Consider the following 19053-nt stretch of genomic DNA (forward strand, 5'->3'; position numbering starts at 1 on the left):
GGTCAGACCTTCGTAACAAAGACCGTGACCACAGGCTTTTTGCCCCAGGTCTGGTTTGCGGTTGCGCGGATCGCACGGCGGACCGACTCCTGCAGCAGGTCGAGATCCTTCCGGCGTGCCCGCGGTATGCTCTCGATGGCGCCGACAGCAGCGTCGTAAAGCGTATCTTCCATATCGTCGCCCTCGTCGTCGTAGACAGGCAGACCGATCGCAACGAGGTCCGGATCGCCGACGATATCGTAGCGGCTGTCGATCACGACGTTGACGGCAACGTGGCCGACATAGGAGAGCTTCTTGCGCTCGCCAATGCCCATCTCGTCGAAATCCCCGATGAGCGAGCCGTCCTTATAGATACGGCCGTGCGGCGCCTCGTCGATAACCTCGACTGGTCCTGGTGCCAGACGAAGAATGTCGCCGTTGCGCACGCGCGGCACGATCGGGATGCCGGATTGCTCCGCCAGTTCCTTGTGCGCCGTCAGGTGCGTCGCCTCGCCGTGCACCGGCACGACGATCTTCGGCCGCGTCAGCTCATACATCTTCTGCAGCTCGTTGCGGCGCGGATGTCCGGAAACGTGAACAAGGGCTTCGTTGTCGGTGATGACATGGACACCCTGCTCGATGAGGCCGTTCTTGATGTCCTGGATCGCCTTCTCGTTGCCCGGGATGGCGCGGGAGGAAAATACGACGATATCGCCTGCTGCAAGCGCCACGTTGCGCATCTCGTCACGCGACAGCTTCGCAAGGGCCGCGCGTGGCTCACCCTGGCTACCGGTCAGAATGACGACAACCTTGTCGCGTGGGACGTAACCGTATTCCTCCTCGGAAATGAACGGCTTGATGCCCTCCATCAGGCCGATATCGCGGGAAACGTCGACCACGCGCTTGAGCGAACTGCCAAGCAGTAGTACCTCGCGGCCCTCAGCCTCGGCCGCCTCGGCTACCGTTCGGATACGGCCGACGTTCGATGAGAACGTCGTCACCGCAACGCGGCCCTCGGCGTTCTCGATGATCTTGCGCAGGCTCTCGGAGACGTCCTTCTCGGATGGCGATACACCATCCCGCAGGGCATTCGTGGAATCGCACATCAACGCCAGAACGCCTTCATCGCCAAGCTGGCGAAAACGGGTCTCGTCCGTCAGCGGACCGAGCGACGGCTCATGGTCGATCTTCCAGTCGCCGGTATGGATCACATTGCCGAGTGGCGTGCGGATCACCAGCGACATCGGCTCGGGAATGGAGTGGTTGACCGCCACGCCTTCGACGCTGAAGGGGCCGGCATTGACGGTGTCGCCCGCCGTAAACAATGTCACCGGGATCTCCCCGATGGCCGACTTTTCAAAGTTGCGCTTCGCCTCGAGCAGGCCAGCCGTAAAGCTAGAGGCATAGACCGGCACATTGAGACCGGGCCATAGATCGGCGAGCGCGCCGTAGTGGTCCTCGTGCGCATGCGTGATGAAGATCGCCTTCAGGCTCTTGCGCTCGGTGGCGAGATAACGAATGTCCGGCAGCACAAGATCGACACCTGGCAGATCAAGCCCCGGGAAGGTAACGCCGCAGTCAACCATGATCCACTGGCGGTGGGTCGGTGGGCCGTAGCCGTAGAGGGCGAGATTCATTCCAATCTCGCCAACGCCACCCAACGGCAGAAATACCAATTCGTCCTGCTTCGCCATATTATTCTTTTTTCCAATCAACCAAAGAAGACGTCGCCGGCGGCAATCGTCATCATCCTGCCTGCGCCAATATCGAGCATCAACAGGCCATTATCATCAATTCCGGCGAAGTGGCCGGAAATCGACCGGTCCGGCAGGTTCACCGTTATCTTTTCGCCAATGCCGCAGGCGACCTGGCGCCAGCGTTCCGTGATTTCGCGCACGCCGCGGCCCCGATCCCATGCTTCCAGGACTTCGGCCATCGATGCAAAAAGATGGGCGAAAACCTCTTCGGGGGAAGCAGAGCTCCCTTGCTCACGCAGGCAGGTCACCGGATAGAGCGGGTTGTCAGGCATGAATGCGACGTTGATACCGATGCCTATGACGAGCGCATGGCGTCCCTCCGACAGGGCTTCGCCTTCCACGAGAATGCCACAAGTCTTCTTGCGTCCGATCAGGATATCGTTCGGCCACTTCACTTCCAGCGGCTCGGCCGTATGCGGGAGCACACGGCGAACGGCCTGATGCACGGCGACGGCAATTGCCAACGGCAGCGAGCCGAGGCGCTCCATGGGCGCCGGATCGATGAGAAGAAGCGAGGCGTAGAGATTGCCCCGCTCTGAAACCCAGGGGCGTCCCCGGCGGCCACGGCCGCCGGTCTGTTTTTCCGCCGTGATCCAGAGGTGACCGCGGTCCCCTGCCCGCGCACGGGCAAGGCATTCACTGTTCGTGGACGACGTCTCCGGCAGAGCCTCGTGCCTGAAATCGTCGAGCGATATCCGGCGCCGTGCCTCGGAGTTCATCAAAAGAGTGTCGCAGCTGCAAGCTCGGCCGCACCGCCAATCGGACCGCCGATGATGACATAGGCGAGAACGAAGAGGCCGGAGAGACCAAAGACAAGACGGAGCGAGCCCGAAACGCGAGCGAACTCGCCCGTGGCTTCATCGAACCACATCAGCTTGATGACGCGCAGGTAGTAGTAAGCGCCGACAACCGATGCAAGAACGCCGATGATCGCAAGAGCGTAGAGCTTCGCCTCGATCGCAGCGACAAACACGAAGTACTTCGCGAAGAAGCCTGCGAGCGGAGGAATGCCTGCCAGCGAGAACATCAGGATGGTCAGTACCGTCGCCATGAACGGATTGGTAGTCGACAGGCCAGCCAAGTCGTTGACTTCCTCGACAACCGTGCCGTCCTTGCGGCGCATCGACATGATGATCGCAAAGCTGCCGAGCGTCATGACCATGTAGATGACCATGTACAGCATGACGCCCGAGACGCCGGTCTGATTGCCTGCAGCAAGGCCAACCAATGCGTAACCCATGTGACCGATCGACGAATAGGCCATCAGTCGCTTGATGTTCCGCTGACCGATTGCGGCGAAGGAGCCGAGCAGCATGGAAGCGATCGAAATGAAGACCACGACCTGCTGCCAGTCAGCCACGACCGGCTGGAAGGCAGTGATTACAATGCGGGTCAACATCGCCATTGCCGCGACCTTGGGAGCGCTGGCAAGGAAAGCGGTGACCGGGGTCGGAGCGCCTTCGTAAACGTCCGGCGTCCACATATGGAATGGAACAGCGGAGATCTTGAAGGCGATACCGGCCAGGATGAACACGAGGCCGAAGACGAGGCCAAGCGAACGAGCACCTTCGACAGTCAGGGCCTGAGCGATTGCAGCGAATTGCGTGTGACCGGTGAAGCCGTAGACCAGCGACATGCCGTAGAGCAGCATGCCCGAGGACAGCGCGCCGAGCACGAAGTACTTCAGGCCGGCTTCAGTGGACTTGACGCTGTCGCGGTTGATCGCAGCGACGACATAGATTGCCAGCGACTGCAGTTCGAGGCCGAGATAAAGCGAGATGAGATCGTTGGCCGAAATCATCAGCAGAATGCCCAGTGTGCAGAGCACGAGCAGCACCGGAAACTCGAACTTGTCGAGCTGATTTTCCTTGGCAAGCCCCAGCGACATGAAGAGCGCCGTAATCGATCCGACCAGCGCGGTGATCTTCATGAAGCGGCCGAAGCCGTCCGACAGGAAGACGCCGCCATAGGCAACGCCTTCGCTCGGAAGGAAGATCAGCCAGAGCGCAGCAGCGGCCAGCACGATTATCGCGAGAACGCTGACCATACGGCCGGAGCGCTCTCCCGAGAAGACGCCGATCATCAACAACGCGAGGGCGCCGACCGCGAGGATCAGCTCCGGTATGGAAAGATGCAGGCTTGCGAGAATAGTTTCAGAGGTCATGTCCCAAAAGTCCCGTCATCATTTCATCGACAGCGCAACGTCCTGCGCTGCCTGGACTGCGGCTGTATAGCTATGGATCAGCTGGTCAACCGATGCAGCGGTCACATCGAAGACCGGAGCCGGATAGACGCCGAAGAAGATGGTCAGTGCGATCAGCGGATAGAGGATCAGCTGTTCACGCCGAGAGAGGTCGAGCAGCGCTTTGAGCTTTTCCTTCTCCAGCGCGCCGAAGATGACCCGGCGATAGAGCCAGAGCGCATAGGCGGCGGAGAGGATAACGCCCGTCGCGGCGAAGAGTGCGACCCAGGTGTTGACGCGGAAGACGCCGATCAGGGTCAGGAATTCGCCGACGAAGCCCGAGGTGCCCGGCAGGCCGACGTTCGCCATCGTGAAGACCATCATCGCAACAGCGTATTTCGGCATGTTGTTGACCAGGCCGCCATAGGCCGCAATCTCGCGGGTATGGGTTCGGTCGTAAATCACACCGACGCAAAGGAAGAGAGCGCCGGAGACGATGCCGTGCGACAGCATCTGGAAGATCGAGCCCTGCAAACCCTGCGCGTTGGCCGCAAAGATACCCATTGTCACGTAACCCATGTGGGCGACCGACGAATAGGCAATCAGCTTCTTCATGTCGTCCTGCATCAGCGCCACCAGCGAGGTGTAGATGATGGCAATGACCGACAAAGCGAAGACGAGCGGTGCGAAGAACTCGGAGGCAACCGGGAACATCCCGAGCGAGAAGCGGATCAGGCCGTAGCCACCGAGCTTCAGAAGCACGCCTGCCAGAATGACCGAGCCGGCCGTCGGCGCCTGAACGTGCGCGTCCGGAAGCCACGTGTGAACAGGCCACATCGGCATCTTCACCGCGAAAGACGCGAAGAAGGCAAGCCAGAGCCAAGTCTGCATCTGCGGCGGGAACTTATAGGCGAGCAGCGCCGGAATATCCGTCGTGCCGGCCTGCCAGTACATCGCCATGATGGCAAGCAGCATCAGAACGGAGCCGAGCAGCGTGTAGAGGAAGAACTTGTAGCTGGCGTAGACGCGATCCTTGCCGCCCCAAACGCCAATGATGAGGAACATCGGGATTAGGCCGGCTTCGAAGAACACGTAGAAGAGAACGATATCGAGCGAAACGAAGACGCCGACCATCATCACTTCCAGGATCAGGAAGGCGATCATGTAGTCCTTGAGGCGCTTCTCGATCGACAGCCAGCTCGCCAGCACGCAGAAAGGCATGAGGAAGGTCGTCAGGATCACGAAAAGCATCGAGATCCCGTCAACGCCGAGATGATAGCTGATGCCGGTGCCGAGCCAGTTGTGCTTCTCGACCATCTGGAAACCGGGGTTCGCATTGTCGAAGCCGATCCAGATGAGGAGCGAAAGGACAAAAGTCACGACCGTCGTGATCAGCGAAATGTTGAGCACGTTGCGGCGGCCACTCGGACCGTTTTCATTCATCAGCAGCAGGAGCACCACGCCGACGAGCGGCAGGAAGGTGACCGTTGAAAGAATAGGCCAATCGGTCATCAGAAGGAACTCCCGAGCATCATCCAGGTAACGAGCGCTGCGACACCGATCAGCATGGCGAACGCATAGTGATAGAGGTAGCCCGTCTGCAGACGGACGACGCGGTTGGTAACATCGACGACGCGCGCGGCGACGCCATCCGGGCCGTAGGCGTCGATGACGCCGACATCACCCTTCTTCCACAGGAAGCGGCCAAGGGCCTTGGCGCTGCGGACGAAGAGGAAGTCGTAGAGTTCGTCGAAGTACCACTTGTTCAAGAGGAACTGGTACAGGACGCGGTGCTGCTGAGCGAGAACGCGCGGCGTCGATGGCGACTTGATGTACATGTACCAGGCGGTGACGAAGCCAACGAGCATGGCGATGAACGGGCTGAGGCCAACCCAGGCCGGAACGTGATGGAATTCTTCCAGCAGTTCGTTGTGCTCGGAGGTGAAGAGCGCGCCCTTCCAGAACTCGGCATATTCCTCGCCGTAGAAGCGACCCTCGAAGAGAACGCCTGCGAGAACCGCGCCAGCGGCAAGAATATAGAGCGGCACGAGCATGACCTGGGGAGATTCATGCACGTGGTGCATTACTTCGTGCGAGGCGCGCGGCTGACCAAAGAAGGTCAGGAACGCCAGACGCCAGGAATAGAAGCTCGTGAACAGCGCAGCGATGACCAGAAGCGTGAAGGCGAAACCTGCGACCGGTGAATGCGACGCGTAAGCGGCTTCAATGATGACGTCCTTCGAGAAGAAGCCGGCAAAACCAAACGGCGTGAACGGAATGCCGACGCCGGTCAGTGCCAGCGTGCCGATCGTCATCATCCAGAAGGTCACCGGAATGTGCTTCCGCAGGCCACCCATGTAACGCATGTCCTGCTCGCCATCGACGGCGTGGATCACCGAGCCGGCGCCAAGGAACAGCAGAGCCTTGAAGAAGGCGTGCGTGAACAGGTGGAAGATGGCCGCGCCATAAGCACCGACGCCGAGAGCAACGAACATGTAGCCGAGCTGCGAGCAGGTCGAGTAAGCGATGACACGCTTGATGTCGTTCTGCACGAGGCCAACGGTTGCTGCGAAGAAGGCCGTGATCGCACCGATCGTCGTTACGAAGACGAGCGCATCCGGCGAAAGCTCAAACAGCGGCGACATGCGGGCGACGAGGAAGACGCCTGCGGTAACCATCGTTGCAGCATGGATGAGTGCCGACACCGGTGTCGGGCCTTCCATGGCATCCGGCAGCCAGGTGTGCAGCAGGAACTGTGCCGACTTACCCATCGCGCCCATGAAGAGCAGCAGGCAGGCGCCGGTCAGTGCGTGTGCCTTGTCGAGGTGCATGCCGAAGAGGTTGAGAACGACCTCTCCGCCCTCACCGCCGGCTTCGCCCGGGGCAAAGCTCGCAGCGTTCGCAAAGATGGTGTCGAGGTTGATCGCGCCGAAGAGCACGAACAGGCTCGCAATGCCGAGGATGAAGCCAAAGTCGCCGACGCGGTTGACCACGAACGCCTTGATCGCAGCGGCGTTTGCCGACGGCTTCTTGAACCAGAAGCCGATGAGCAGATAGGACGCCAGACCAACGCCTTCCCAGCCGAAGAACATCTGGGCCAGATTGTCGGCCGTCACCAGCATCAGCATGGCGAAGGTGAAGAGCGAGAGATAGGCGAAGAAACGCGGACGATGCGGATCATGATGCATGTATCCGATCGAATAGACGTGCACCAGGGTCGAGACCGTGTTGACGACGATCAGCATGACGGAGGTGAGCGTATCGACGCGTAGCGACCAGGATACGTCGATGCCGCCGGACTGGATCCAGCGCAGCACTTCGACCTTGATCGGGCCGCCTTCGTGGTGGCCCATGCCGATGGTCATGAAGACATACCACGACAGCACCGCAGCGATGATCATCAGGCCGCAGGTAACGTATTCCGATGCCTTGGCGCCGATCGCGCGGCCGAAGAGGCCTGCGATGATCGCGCCAATCAGGGGAAGAAAGACGATAGCCTTATATAAAAACATAGCCTTATCAGCCCTTCATCATATTGACGTCTTCAACGCCGATCGAGCCGCGGTTGCGGTAGAAGACGACGAGAATTGCAAGACCGATAGCCGCTTCAGCCGCAGCAACGGTCAGAATGAACAATGCGAAAACCTGGCCGACGATGTCGTTCAGGAACGACGAGAAGGCGACCATGTTGATGTTGACCGCAAGCAGAATGAGCTCGATCGACATCAGGATAACGATGATGTTCTTCCGGTTCAGGAAGATACCGAAGACGCCGAGCGTGAAGAGGATGGCGCTGACCGTCAGGTAATGGGAAAGTCCGATGACCATTGTATTTGTTCCTTAAGCTCGCGCCTGCTTCAAACGCCCTGTCCCGGCTTCACCTTGACCACCTCGACGGCGGTCTTAGGATTGCGGGCAACCTGATTGGCGATATTCTGTCGCTTGATGTTCTGGCGATGCTTGAGCGTCAGCACGATCGCACCGATCATTGCGACGAGCAGCACCAGACCAGCGATCTGGAAGAAGTAGACGTAATTCGTATAGAGCACGTCGCCGAGTGCGGCGGTGTTGGTGCGCTCTGTCAGCGCCGGGATCGGCATTGCCACCGACTTGGCGATTTCCGGCGAGATTACGCTACCACCCACAACGACGATCAGCTCAGCCGCGAGGATCAGGCCGATGATCGCACCGATCGGCGCATATTCGAGAACGCCGGCGCGCAACTCCGTGAAGTCGATGTCGAGCATCATGACCACGAAGAGGAAGAGAACGGCCACGGCGCCGACATAAACGACGAGCAGGATCATCGCCAGGAATTCGGCGCCCAGCAGCAGGAAGAGGCCGGCCGCATTGAAGAAAACCAGGATCAGGAAGAGAACCGAATGAACCGGATTCTTCGACCAGATGACCATGAACGCCGACGCTACCGCGACAAAGGCGAAAAGATAGAAAAATAGAGCCTGCAGACCCATGTTGGTGCCTTTTTCATCTTCCCCCGGGCAGCCGGGAGTTTCCCTGCCCGATGAAGCTTCGCGCGGAAAGATCCAGCAAAGCCTCGGTGCATGTTGACCGGAAGCCGCGCAAGGGGCGGCACTCCGGCATTTCAATTCCGATCAACGGTACGGCGCGTCCAGTGCGATGTTGCGCGCGATTTCGCGCTCCCACCGGTCGCCGTTCTCCAGAAGCCGCGCCTTGTCGAAGTAAAGTTCTTCGCGGGTTTCCGTTGCAAATTCGAAATTCGGACCTTCGACGATCGCATCGACAGGGCATGCCTCCTGGCAGAAGCCGCAGTAGATGCACTTCACCATGTCGATGTCGTAACGAACCGTGCGGCGCGTGCCATCGTTGCGGCGGGGGCCGGCTTCGATGGTAATCGCCTGGGCAGGACAGATCGCCTCGCAGAGCTTGCAGGCGATGCAGCGCTCTTCGCCGTTCGGATAACGACGCAGTGCGTGTTCGCCGCGGAAGCGCGGGCTGACCGGTCCCTTCTCGAAGGGGTAATTGATCGTTGCCTTCTGCTTAAAAATGTACCGGAAGGTCAGCCAGAACGCACTGACGAATTCCTTCAGGAACAGCGAGCTGACCGCGTTGGACAAGCCTGCCATCTTCAACCTCCAATATTGCTTGAAACGAGGGCCGGCACGATCATGCCCAACCCGTCAGCTTCAGCACGAATGCAACGATAACGACCATGGCAAGCGACAGCGGAAGGAAGACCTTCCAGCCGAGGCGCATCAGTTGGTCGTAGCGATAGCGCGGGACAAATGCCTTCACCATCGCAAACATGAAGAACACCAGGCACGACTTCAGCGTAAACCAGATGACACCAGGGACCCAGTTCAGGAACCATACGTCGACTGGCGGCAGCCAGCCCCCGAGGAACAGGATCGTCGTCAACGAGCACATCAGAACGATGGCCGCATATTCGCCGAGCATGAACATCATGTAGAGCGAGGAACCGTATTCGACCATGAAGCCGGCGACGAGTTCCGATTCCGCTTCCGGAAGATCGAAAGGTGGGCGGTTCGTTTCGGCAAGCGCGGAAATGAAGAAGACGATGAACATCGGGAACAGCGCCAGCCAATGCCAGTCGAGGAACGACGCCGGGAGACCCAGGCGCGTGCCGAGGCCGGTCTGCTGTGCATGGACGATATCCGTCAGGTTCAGCGAACCTACGCAGAGCAGAACGGTGACGATAACGAAGCCGATGGAGACTTCGTAGGAAACCATCTGTGCCGCGGAGCGGAGTGCGCCAAGGAACGGGTACTTCGAGTTGGAGGCCCAACCGCCCATGATGATGCCGTACACTTCAAGCGATGAAATCGCGAAGATGTAGAGGATACCGACGTTGATGTTGGCGATGACCCAGCCATCCGCCAGCGGCACGACGGCCCAGGTGGACAGAGCCAGCAGCACGGTCACGAGCGGCGCCAGCAGGAAGACTGCCTTGTTGGCGCCAGCCGGGATCACCGGCTCCTTGAAGACGAACTTCAAAAGATCCGCGAAGGACTGGAAAAGGCCCCACGGACCCACCACATTCGGACCACGACGGAGCTGTACTGCTGCCCAGACCTTGCGGTCGGCCAACAGGATGTAGGCGATGAAGACGAGCAGGCAGACGAGGAGAAGAAGCGACTGACCGACCATGAGAAGGCCGGGCAAGACATAAGTTGAAACAAACGAATCCATAGTCCCCTGCCCTTACTCTGCCGCGACTTTGAAGTTGTTGCGGGCCAATGCCGAGCACTCGGCCATCACTGCCGAAGCGCGCGCGATCGGGTTCGTCAAATAGAAGTCTTTGACCGGCGACGCAAACCCGGATTTGTTCATCTTGCCGGCTTTTTTCGCTACTGCGGCAATTTTGGCGCTGTCGCTTTCGGCGATCTCGTCAAGCGCTGCGAAATGCGGGAAGGCCGCATAGAGCCTTGCGCGCAGTTCGCTAAGCGAATCAAACGGAAGCTTCTTGCCGAGCACGTCGGAAAGCGCACGCAGGATCGCCCAGTCTTCGCGGGCGTCGCCCGGTGCGAAGCCAGCGCGATTGCCCATCTGGACGCGACCCTCGGTGTTGACCCAAATGCCGGACTTTTCGGTGTAGGCAGCGGCTGGCAGGATGACGTCGGCATTGTGGGCGCCGTTGTCGCCGTGCGAGCCGATGTAAACAGTCAGCTTTGCCTTCTTGGCCGTGAAATCAAGCTCATCGGCGCCAAGCAGGAAGAGAACGTCCATCGACGACAGCATTTCTGCAGCGTTGACGCCCTTTGCGCCCGGAACGAAGCCGAGATCGAGGCCGCCGACGCGCGATGCCGCGGTGTGGAGCACGGCAAAGCCGTTCCAGCCTTCGACGACCGCGCCCACCGTGCCGGCAAGCTTTGCGGCAGTTGCGAGAACGCCAGCACCATCGGTGCGCGACAGTGCGCCCTGGCCGGTGAGGATCATCGGCTTCTTGGCATCCGTCAGAACCTTCGCGAAAGCGTGGTTGCCGTCGGCGAGGTCCTTCAGCGTATCCGGGCCAGCGCCGAGATATTCATAGTCGTAGCGTAGTTCGCCAGCTTCACCGATCACGCCGATCGGGAAGTTGCCGCGACGCCAGCGCTTGCGAATGCGAGCGTTGAGAACGGCGGCTTCGAAGCGCGGGTTCGCGCCGATGATCAGCAGCGCGTCGGCCTGTTCGATGCCTTCGATCGTCGGATTGAAGATGTAGCTTGCGCGGCCGAGCGACGGATCAAGTGCCGTCCCATCCTGGCGACAGTCGAGGTTCTCGGAACCGAGCGACTTCACGAGTTCCGACAGAGCGTACATTTCTTCGACGGATGCGAGGTCGCCGGCAATCGCGCCGACCTTCTCACCGCTGGTTGCGGCAACGGCGGCCTTGATCGCGCCAAAGGCTTCGCCCCAAGTCGCAGGCTGCAGGCGGCCATCCTTGCGAACGTATGGGCGGTCGATACGCTGCGTCTTCAGGCCGTCCCAGATGTAGCGGCTCTTGTCGGAGATCCACTCTTCATTGATCTGGTCGTTGACGCGCGGCAGCACGCGCATGACTTCACGGCCACGCGTATCGACGCGGATCGCAGAACCGAGGGCGTCCATGACGTCGATCGATTCGGTCTTGTTCAGCTCCCACGGACGGGCCGTGAAGGCGAAGGGCTTGGAGGTCAGCGCACCGACCGGGCAGAGGTCAACGACGTTGCCCTGCAGCTCGGAGGTCATCGCCTGCTCGAGATAGGTGGTGATTTCGGCGTCCTCGCCGCGACCGATCAGGCCGAGTTCGGAGATGCCGGCAACTTCGGTCGTGAAGCGAACGCAGCGCGTGCAGTGAATGCAGCGGTTCATGACCGTCTTGACGAGCGGTCCGATGTACTTGTCTTCGACGGCGCGCTTGTCTTCCTGATAGCGCGAGCTGTCGATACCGAAGGCCATTGCCTGGTCCTGCAGGTCGCATTCGCCGCCCTGGTCGCAGATCGGGCAATCGAGCGGATGGTTGATCAGCAGGAACTCCATCACGCCTTCGCGGGCCTTTTTGACCATCGGCGTGTTGGTGAAGACCTCAGGAAGTTCGCCATTCGGGCCGCCGCGGATATCGCGCACGCCCATGGCGCAAGATGCCTGCGGCTTCGGCGGACCACCCTTTACCTCAACGAGGCACATGCGGCAGTTGCCGGCAACCGAAAGGCGCTCATGGAAGCAGAAGCGCGGAACTTCAGCACCGGCTTCCTCACACGCCTGAATGAGGGTGTAATGATCCGGAACCTCGATCTCGTTGCCGTCAATCTTCAGTTTTGCCATCGTCACTCAGTCCTGTTTTCCGTTTGCCGGATGGCGGCAAACAAACCCACTTTGCAACAGTTTCGCTGCCAGGCCGGATTCTTATCCCGTTGGCATCGGTGTCGCTCAAATTCTCCGCCAATCCCGAGACCCGGGATCAGCCTCGGGCCTCAATAGTGTCGGGCCCCTGCCCTTTCACTCTTCAGCCTTGACCTTGCTCCGGCCTATTCGGCCGAAAATTCACTTCCGCTTTCGCCCCTTGGCGACCAGGGCCTTGGCTTGGCCCACCCAACCATCACGAGCGATCCGCCCATCAAACCCAAGCTCTGCGTCGATCCTCGCCGCGTCCTCGTCCGACCAGCCGGCGATGACGGCAAAGGAGCGAATACCCTTGCTATTCAACACCTGCTCGATCTTCGGACCGATGCCGGAAATCTGCTTCAGATCGTCAGCCCTGCGAGCGCGCGAAGCGGGCTTCGCCGCGGGCTTTGCGACCGGCTCTGCTGGAACGACAGACAGCTTGACCTTCTCTGCAGCTTTCCTGGCAGGCGCCGGACGAACGTTCTCCGGCCGGATCTCGACGTGCGGCTTACCTTCGTCGGGCGGCGTTTCGTCGAGAACTGCTGCAAGCTTGCTCGTTGCATCGAGCGCGCCCTGCAGCGCGCCGAAAAAAGCGCCCGCCATCTGCGTCGAAAAGCCGAAGCCGATCGCCGTGGCCGCCGCCATTGCCGCAGCCGGGTTGACCATCACAGGCGGCACCGGAAGCGCGCGGGCGTTCTCCAGCATCTCGGCAGCAAGACGGCCGAAGTCGGCCGAGAAATCAGCCGCTCCTTCCTTGCCTATGCTGTCGGACGCCTTCGTCATCAGCTTACTCTGCCGCCTCGAGAACCGCACCGTGATCCAGTGCGCTTGCGGTATACTGGTCGATGCGCGCTTCGATCTCATGACGGAAGTTGCGGATCAGACCCTGCACCGGCCATGCGGCCGCATCGCCGAGCGCACAGATGGTATGGCCCTCGATCTGCTTGGTGACCTGGAACAGCATGTCGATTTCGCGCTTCTGGGCATTGCCCTTGGCCATGCGCTCCATCACGCGCCACATCCAGCCGGTGCCTTCGCGGCACGGCGTGCACTGGCCGCAGCTCTCGTGCTTGAAGAAGGCCGAGATGCGGGCGATAGCCTTGATGACGTCGGTGGACTTGTCCATGACGATCGCAGCCGCGGTACCGAAGGACGAGCCGACAGCGCGCAGGCCGTCGAAATCCATCGGGCAGTCGATGATGTCCTTGGCCGGAACGATCGGGCACGATGCGCCGCCCGGAATAACCGCGAGCAGGTTATCCCAACCGCCGCGGATGCCGCCGGCATGGCGATCGACCAGCTCACGGAACGTGATGCCCATTTCTTCTTCGACCGTGCACGGCTTGTTGACGTGGCCGGAAAGCATGAACAGCTTGGTGCCGACGTTGTTCGGGCGACCGATCGACGAAAACCAGCCAGCGCCACGACGCAGGATGGTCGGAGCAACGGCGATCGACTCGACGTTGTTGACCGTCGTCGGGCAACCGTAGAGACCCATGTTTGCCGGGAACGGCGGCTTCAGGCGCGGCTGACCCTTCTTGCCTTCCAGGCTTTCGAGCAGCGCGGTTTCTTCGCCGCAGATGTAGGCGCCAGCACCGTGATGGACGAAGATGTCCATGTCCCAGCCCAGCTTGTTGTTCTTGCCGAGCAGGCCGTAGTCATAGCACTCGTCGATTGCCGCCTGCAGCGCTTCACGCTCGCGGATGTATTCGCCGCGAACGTAGATGTAGGCAGCGTTCGCACCCATAGCGAAACTCGCGATAACGCAGCCTTCGATCAGCGTATGCGGATCGTGGCGCATGATGTCGCGGTCTTTGCAGGTTCCGGGCTCGGACTCGTCGGCATTGACGACGAGGTAGTGCGGACGACCATCGCTTTCCTTCGGCATGAAGGACCACTTGAGCCCGGTCGGGAAGCCTGCGCCGCCACGGCCGCGAAGACCCGAAGCCTTCATCTCGTTGATGATCCAATCGCGACCCTTTTCGAGGATCTGCTTGGTGCCGTCCCAGTGGCCGCGGCTCATCGCGCCCTTCAGAGACTTATCCTTGAGGCCGTAGATGTTGGTAAAGATGCGGTCTTTATCTTGTAACATGCTTCACCCCTTACCGCGGCTTCTTACCGAAGACTTTAATGTATTCGGCTTCGCCGCCCTTGGCGAGCGCCTTGGCCTGCTTGACCCAGTCGTCGCGCTCGATGCGGCCCTTGAAATTCAGGTATCCGTCGACCCATTCGCGCTCAGCCTTCTTCCAGCCCGCGACCTGCGCGAAGGTGAAGATGCCGATCTCATGCAGTGTCGCCTCGATCTTCGGGCCGACGCCGGAGATCATCTTCAGATCGTCAGGCGTCGCGGGCTTCTCGATGCCCGCCGGGCGGTTCTTGTCGCTGAGGGAGGGCTTGCCAGTAGCAGCGGCCTGTGCGGCCGTCGCCGGCGCCGGCTGCTCTTCGACAGCCTTGACGTTCTTCGCGGCCGCCTTCGGCGCGGTGGCCGGCGTCTTCAGCGCAGCATTGGTCTCGGCGTCGGTGCTCTTTGCACGTGCGGCCTCAGACGGGGGAACCGGGGCTGCGTCAACGGTTGCCGTCGCGGCGTCCTCGACAGCCTTCTTGGCGGAAACCCTCTTGGCCTTCGGCTCATCGGCTACGAGCGTCGTCGGACCACCCTCGGGGGAGGAGAAGTGACGATCAATCTGCGGGCCGGGCGTGATGCTGGCGCCATTGCCGGCTTCGAAGGTATCAATGATCTCTTCGAGACGTTCCGGCGTCAGGTCCTCGTAGGTATCCTTGCCGATCATCACCATGGGCGCGTTAACGCAGGCCCCGAGACATTCGACTTCTTCCCAAGAGAGCGTCCCTTCAGCGTTACGTTCGAAGGGGTGATGATGGATCTTGCTCTTGCAAACGGCCATCAGGCTTTCCGAACCGCGCAGCATGCAAGGCGTCGTGCCGCACACCTGGATGTGGGCGCGCGTGCCGACCGGGTTCAGCTGGAACTGCGTGTAGAAAGTCGCAACTTCGAGAACGCGGATATAGGCCATGTCGAGCATGTCGGCGACCTTTTCGATCGCGGCGCGGGTGACCCAACCATCCTGTTCCTGCGCCCGCATCAACAGCGGGATGACCGCGGATTGCTGACGGCCTGCGGGATATTTCTTGATCGTCTTTTCCGCCCAAACCGCGTTCTCGTCATTGAAGGCGAACGCGGCAGGCTGGAATTGATCTTCGGCTAATCGACGAACGGACATTCTTCCTCACGCCTTGTCAGTTTAGGGTCCCACACTGCGATGCCGTCAGAGACTTCATCTCGCAAGCGTAGGCCGACTGGTCTTTTTGCAAAAACACAACGAACTTGCCGCCATTCGGAACGGCAGCCTTGATTTCATAGCCCTTGGACAAAAGCTCGCCCATGGAGGCTTTTTCTGCCGGCGGCTGCACCTCGCTCTGGCCCAGCTTTGGACCCATTCCCCCAACCTCCTGGGCGAAAGCTCCGGAGGCAGTGAAAAGAGCGATGGTGGCAAGCGGCAGCAGCTTCATCAGCGGTCCACCTCGCCGAACACGATGTCGAGCGAGCCGAGCACGGCCGTCACGTCAGCGAGCATGTGACCCTTGCAGAGGAAGTCCATCGCCTGCAGGTGGGCGTAACCCGGTGCACGGATCTTGCAGCGGTACGGCTTGTTGCTGCCATCGGCGACAACGTACACGCCGAATTCGCCCTTCGGCGCTTCGACGGCCGCGTACACTTCGCCGGCCGGCACGTGATACCCTTCGGTGTAGAGCTTGAAGTGGTGGATGAGCGCTTCCATCGAACGCTTCATCTCGCCGCGCTTCGGCGGCACGACCTTACCGTCGATCGACGACACAGGGCCGGTCTTGGCGCTGCCCATCAGGCGCTCGACGCACTGCTTCATGATGCGAACCGACTGGCGCATCTCGATCATGCGGATCAGGTAGCGGTCGTAGCAGTCGCCGTTCTTCCCGATCGGAATGTCGAATTCGAGATCGGAATAGCATTCGTAAGGTTGCGAGCGGCGCAGGTCCCAAGCGGCGCCGGAACCGCGAACCATCACGCCCGAGAAGCCCCATGACCAGGCATCCGCCAGCGACACGACGCCAATATCGACGTTACGCTGCTTGAAGATGCGGTTGTCCGTGAGCAGGCCTTCGATATCGTCGAGGATCTTCAGGAACGGATCGCACCACTTGCCGATATCCTCGACCAGCTCCGGCGGGAGATCCTGATGGACGCCGCCCGGACGGAAATAGGCCGAGTGCATACGGGCGCCGCAGGCGCGCTCATAGAACACCATCAGCTTTTCGCGCTCTTCGAAGCCCCAGACCGGCGGCGTCATCGCGCCGACGTCCATGGCCTGGGTCGTCACGTTCATGATGTGAGACAAGATTCGGCCAATTTCGGAGTACAGAACTCGAATCAGCTGACCGCGAATCGGAATTTCGAGCTTCAGCATCTTTTCGACAGCGAGCGCGAAAGCGTGTTCCTGATTCATCGGCGCGACGTAGTCGAGACGGTCGAAATAAGGGACGGCCTGCAGGTAGGTCTTCGTCTCGATCAGCTTCTCGGTGCCGCGGTGCAGCAGGCCGATGTGCGGATCGACGCGCTCGATGATTTCGCCATCGAGTTCGAGCACGAGACGCAGAACACCGTGCGCGGACGGGTGTTCCGGTCCGAAATTGATCGTAAAATTGCGAACGTTATGTTCAGTCATAGCGACGCGCTCCGCGCTGGCAATTGGCATGAGACGGCAAATAAAGAGGCTTCAAGAAATCCGAGCCTCATCTTTACTTCGCCGCCTTCTCGTCTCCCGGCAGCACATATTCGGTGCCTTCCCAAGGGGACATGAAGTCGAAATTGCGGAATTCCTGCTTCAGCTCGACGGGTTCGTAGACGACACGCTTGGCGGCATCGTCATAACGCACTTCGACGTAGCCAGTCGTCGGGAAGTCCTTGCGCAGCGGATGTCCTTCAAAGCCGTAATCGGTGAGAAGACGGCGCAGGTCGGCATGGCCGGAGAACGGAATGCCGTACATGTCCCAGGCTTCACGCTCGAACCACTCGGCACCCTTGTAAACCGCGGTTGCCGACGGCACGGACTCGCCGTCAGCCACAGCAACCTTGATGCGGATGCGCAGGTTCTGCTTCGGCGACAGTAGGTGATAAACGACATCGAAACGCTTTTCGCGCTGCGGCCAGTCGACACCGCAGATATCGATCATGCTAATAAAGCCGCAACGTGCGTCGTCGCGCAGGAACGTCAGCAGCGCCAGAATCGTTTCCGGCGTCGCAGTTACGTTCAGCTCGTCATAGCTGATGGATGCATCGAGAAAGAGATCACCACGCATCTCCCGGAGATACGAGGACAGTTCGCTCAAGGCTTCACTCATGACAGTCCTCCGCCCTTAGCGCTCAATCGTTCCGGTTCGACGGATCTTCTTCTGCAGAAGCAGCACCCCGTAGAGCAGCGCTTCCGCCGTGGGGGGACAGCCCGGCACGTAGATATCGACAGGAACGACACGGTCGCAGCCACGCACGACCGAATATGAATAATGATAGTAGCCGCCGCCGTTGGCGCAGGAGCCCATCGAAATGACGTAACGCGGCTCAGGCATCTGGTCGTACACCTTGCGGAGCGCAGGCGCCATCTTGTTGGTCAGCGTGCCGGCAACGATCATGACGTCGGACTGGCGCGGCGAGGCGCGCGGAGCAACGCCGAAGCGCTCCATGTCGTAACGCGGACCGGAGACCTGCATCAGGCCTTCAACGGCACAGCAGGCGAGACCGAACTGCATCCACATCAGCGAGCCGGTGCGGGCCCAGGTAATCAGATCGCGGGTCGACGTAACGAGGAAGCCCTTGTCTGCCAACTCATCGTTGATTTCGCCGAAGAAGGCGCTGTCGCTGCCGATCGGCTTGCCCGTTGCGGGATCAATGATGCCTTTCGGGTGCGGCGCGACGAGCGCCTTGTCGCTTGGGGCTACTCCCATTCCAGGGCTCCCTTTTTCCATTCATAGATAAAGCCGATGGTCAGCACGCCGAGGAAGACCATCATGGACCAGAAGCCGAACCAGCCGATCGCGCCGAACGAAACGGCCCACGGAAAGAGGAAGGCCACTTCGAGGTCGAAGATGATGAAGAGGATCGACACCAGATAGAAGCGGATATCGAACTTCATGCGAGCGTCATCGAATGCGTTGAAGCCGCACTCGAAGGCCGAAAGCTTTTCCGAATCAGGCGCCTTGAAGGCAACGGCAAACGGCGCAATCAGAAGCGCCAGGCCGATCACAAGGGCGATAGCAATGAAGATAGCGATCGGAATATAGGAACTGAGCAGTCCAGTCATCAGGTTCTTCCCTGCTTGCGGGCTGCGCCAGGCGGCGCACCTGGGCAATTGCCCGGCAAGCGAACGTGCGTTGCAACAGAGCCGTGGTTAGCGCAGCCGGGGCCACGGCGCAAGACTTTTAGAGCACCAATTCGACTGTCGAGGCGCGACATTATCAAGCAGATGCAATGATGTCGCGACAAATCCACACAAGTTGATTCAGACTGCATGCCAGCCCGTCGGATATTGCATGGCTAACGGCAAAAGACAAAGTCGCAGCAGAGCGATAACAGCGAAATCGGCGACCACCTAGACGTCAATATAGAGAAGGAGAATGGCGCGAGTGACGGGGCTCGAACCCGCGACCTCCGGCGTGACAGGCCGGCACTCTAACCGACTGAGCTACACCCGCGCATCATGGACAAAAAGACCGGATCAAGCACTATGCAGCGCCTTTCTTGAA

General features: G+C 60.2%; 18 protein-coding genes and 1 tRNA gene. All 19 read right to left on the reverse strand.

Annotated elements, in window-relative coordinates:
• Positions 1-2 precede the first annotated feature (2 nt).
• A complete protein-coding gene (locus tag C934_RS0112440) occupies positions 3-1673 on the reverse strand; it encodes a ribonuclease J (protein ID WP_018857044.1) in 1671 nt (556 codons plus the stop codon).
• A 17-nt stretch (positions 1674-1690) separates the two neighbouring features.
• Entirely contained in the window at positions 1691-2455 is a 765-nt protein-coding gene (locus C934_RS0112445; RefSeq protein WP_018857045.1) for a biotin--[acetyl-CoA-carboxylase] ligase, read from the reverse strand.
• On the reverse strand, positions 2455-3900 hold the full coding sequence (nuoN, locus tag C934_RS0112450; protein WP_018857046.1) for an NADH-quinone oxidoreductase subunit NuoN: 1446 nt from the start codon (positions 3898-3900) through the stop codon (positions 2455-2457). The genes C934_RS0112445 and nuoN overlap by 1 nt, the downstream gene beginning before the upstream one ends.
• A gap of 18 nt (positions 3901-3918) precedes the next feature.
• On the reverse strand, positions 3919-5430 hold the full coding sequence (locus tag C934_RS0112455; protein ID WP_018857047.1) for an NADH-quinone oxidoreductase subunit M: 1512 nt from the start codon (positions 5428-5430) through the stop codon (positions 3919-3921).
• Entirely contained in the window at positions 5430-7430 is a 2001-nt protein-coding gene (gene nuoL, locus C934_RS0112460; protein WP_018857048.1) for an NADH-quinone oxidoreductase subunit L, read from the reverse strand. Before nuoL ends, C934_RS0112455 begins: the two co-directional genes overlap by 1 nt.
• Before the next feature lie 7 nt (positions 7431-7437).
• Positions 7438-7746 (reverse strand): NADH-quinone oxidoreductase subunit NuoK, encoded by a 309-nt coding sequence (gene nuoK, locus C934_RS0112465; RefSeq protein WP_007531803.1) that lies wholly within the window; start codon positions 7744-7746, stop codon positions 7438-7440.
• 29 nt (positions 7747-7775) lie between these two features.
• Positions 7776-8390 (reverse strand): NADH-quinone oxidoreductase subunit J, encoded by a 615-nt coding sequence (locus tag C934_RS0112470; RefSeq protein WP_018857049.1) that lies wholly within the window; start codon positions 8388-8390, stop codon positions 7776-7778.
• A gap of 141 nt (positions 8391-8531) precedes the next feature.
• The gene (gene nuoI, locus C934_RS0112475) at positions 8532-9023 is read right to left on the reverse strand and encodes an NADH-quinone oxidoreductase subunit NuoI (protein WP_007789671.1); all 492 of its coding nucleotides are present in this window, start codon (positions 9021-9023) and stop codon (positions 8532-8534) included.
• 40 nt (positions 9024-9063) lie between these two features.
• The gene (gene nuoH / locus C934_RS0112480; RefSeq protein ID WP_018857050.1) at positions 9064-10107 is read right to left on the reverse strand and encodes an NADH-quinone oxidoreductase subunit NuoH; all 1044 of its coding nucleotides are present in this window, start codon (positions 10105-10107) and stop codon (positions 9064-9066) included.
• Positions 10108-10119: 12 nt separating this feature from the next.
• Positions 10120-12201: an NADH-quinone oxidoreductase subunit NuoG gene (gene nuoG, locus C934_RS0112485; protein WP_018857051.1), complete on the reverse strand. Its 2082-nt coding sequence runs from the start codon at positions 12199-12201 to the stop codon at positions 10120-10122.
• A 219-nt stretch (positions 12202-12420) separates the two neighbouring features.
• Positions 12421-13044: a 5' DNA nuclease gene (locus C934_RS0112490; RefSeq protein WP_018857052.1), complete on the reverse strand. Its 624-nt coding sequence runs from the start codon at positions 13042-13044 to the stop codon at positions 12421-12423.
• Positions 13045-13048: 4 nt separating this feature from the next.
• A complete protein-coding gene (gene nuoF / locus C934_RS0112495) occupies positions 13049-14353 on the reverse strand; it encodes an NADH-quinone oxidoreductase subunit NuoF (RefSeq protein WP_018857053.1) in 1305 nt (434 codons plus the stop codon).
• A 10-nt stretch (positions 14354-14363) separates the two neighbouring features.
• Positions 14364-15500, reverse strand: coding sequence for an NADH-quinone oxidoreductase subunit E (locus C934_RS0112500; RefSeq protein WP_018857054.1), 1137 nt, complete (start codon positions 15498-15500; stop codon positions 14364-14366).
• 16 nt (positions 15501-15516) lie between these two features.
• Positions 15517-15789 carry a hypothetical protein gene (locus C934_RS0112505; protein ID WP_018857055.1) on the reverse strand — a complete coding sequence of 91 codons (273 nt, stop codon included), beginning with the start codon at positions 15787-15789 and terminating at the stop codon, positions 15517-15519.
• A complete protein-coding gene (locus C934_RS0112510; protein ID WP_025659947.1) occupies positions 15789-16979 on the reverse strand; it encodes an NADH-quinone oxidoreductase subunit D in 1191 nt (396 codons plus the stop codon). The genes C934_RS0112505 and C934_RS0112510 overlap by 1 nt, the downstream gene beginning before the upstream one ends.
• Before the next feature lie 73 nt (positions 16980-17052).
• A complete protein-coding gene (locus C934_RS0112515; RefSeq protein ID WP_018857057.1) occupies positions 17053-17655 on the reverse strand; it encodes an NADH-quinone oxidoreductase subunit C in 603 nt (200 codons plus the stop codon).
• 15 nt (positions 17656-17670) lie between these two features.
• The gene (locus tag C934_RS0112520) at positions 17671-18255 is read right to left on the reverse strand and encodes a NuoB/complex I 20 kDa subunit family protein (protein WP_018857058.1); all 585 of its coding nucleotides are present in this window, start codon (positions 18253-18255) and stop codon (positions 17671-17673) included.
• On the reverse strand, positions 18246-18611 hold the full coding sequence (locus C934_RS0112525; protein WP_018857059.1) for an NADH-quinone oxidoreductase subunit A: 366 nt from the start codon (positions 18609-18611) through the stop codon (positions 18246-18248). Before C934_RS0112525 ends, C934_RS0112520 begins: the two co-directional genes overlap by 10 nt.
• A 314-nt stretch (positions 18612-18925) precedes the next feature.
• Positions 18926-19002 (reverse strand) — tRNA-Asp (locus tag C934_RS0112530).
• Positions 19003-19053 lie beyond the last annotated feature (51 nt).

Source organism: Rhizobium sp. 42MFCr.1 (assembly GCF_000377185.1).
Classification (GTDB): domain Bacteria; phylum Pseudomonadota; class Alphaproteobacteria; order Rhizobiales; family Rhizobiaceae; genus Rhizobium; species Rhizobium altiplani.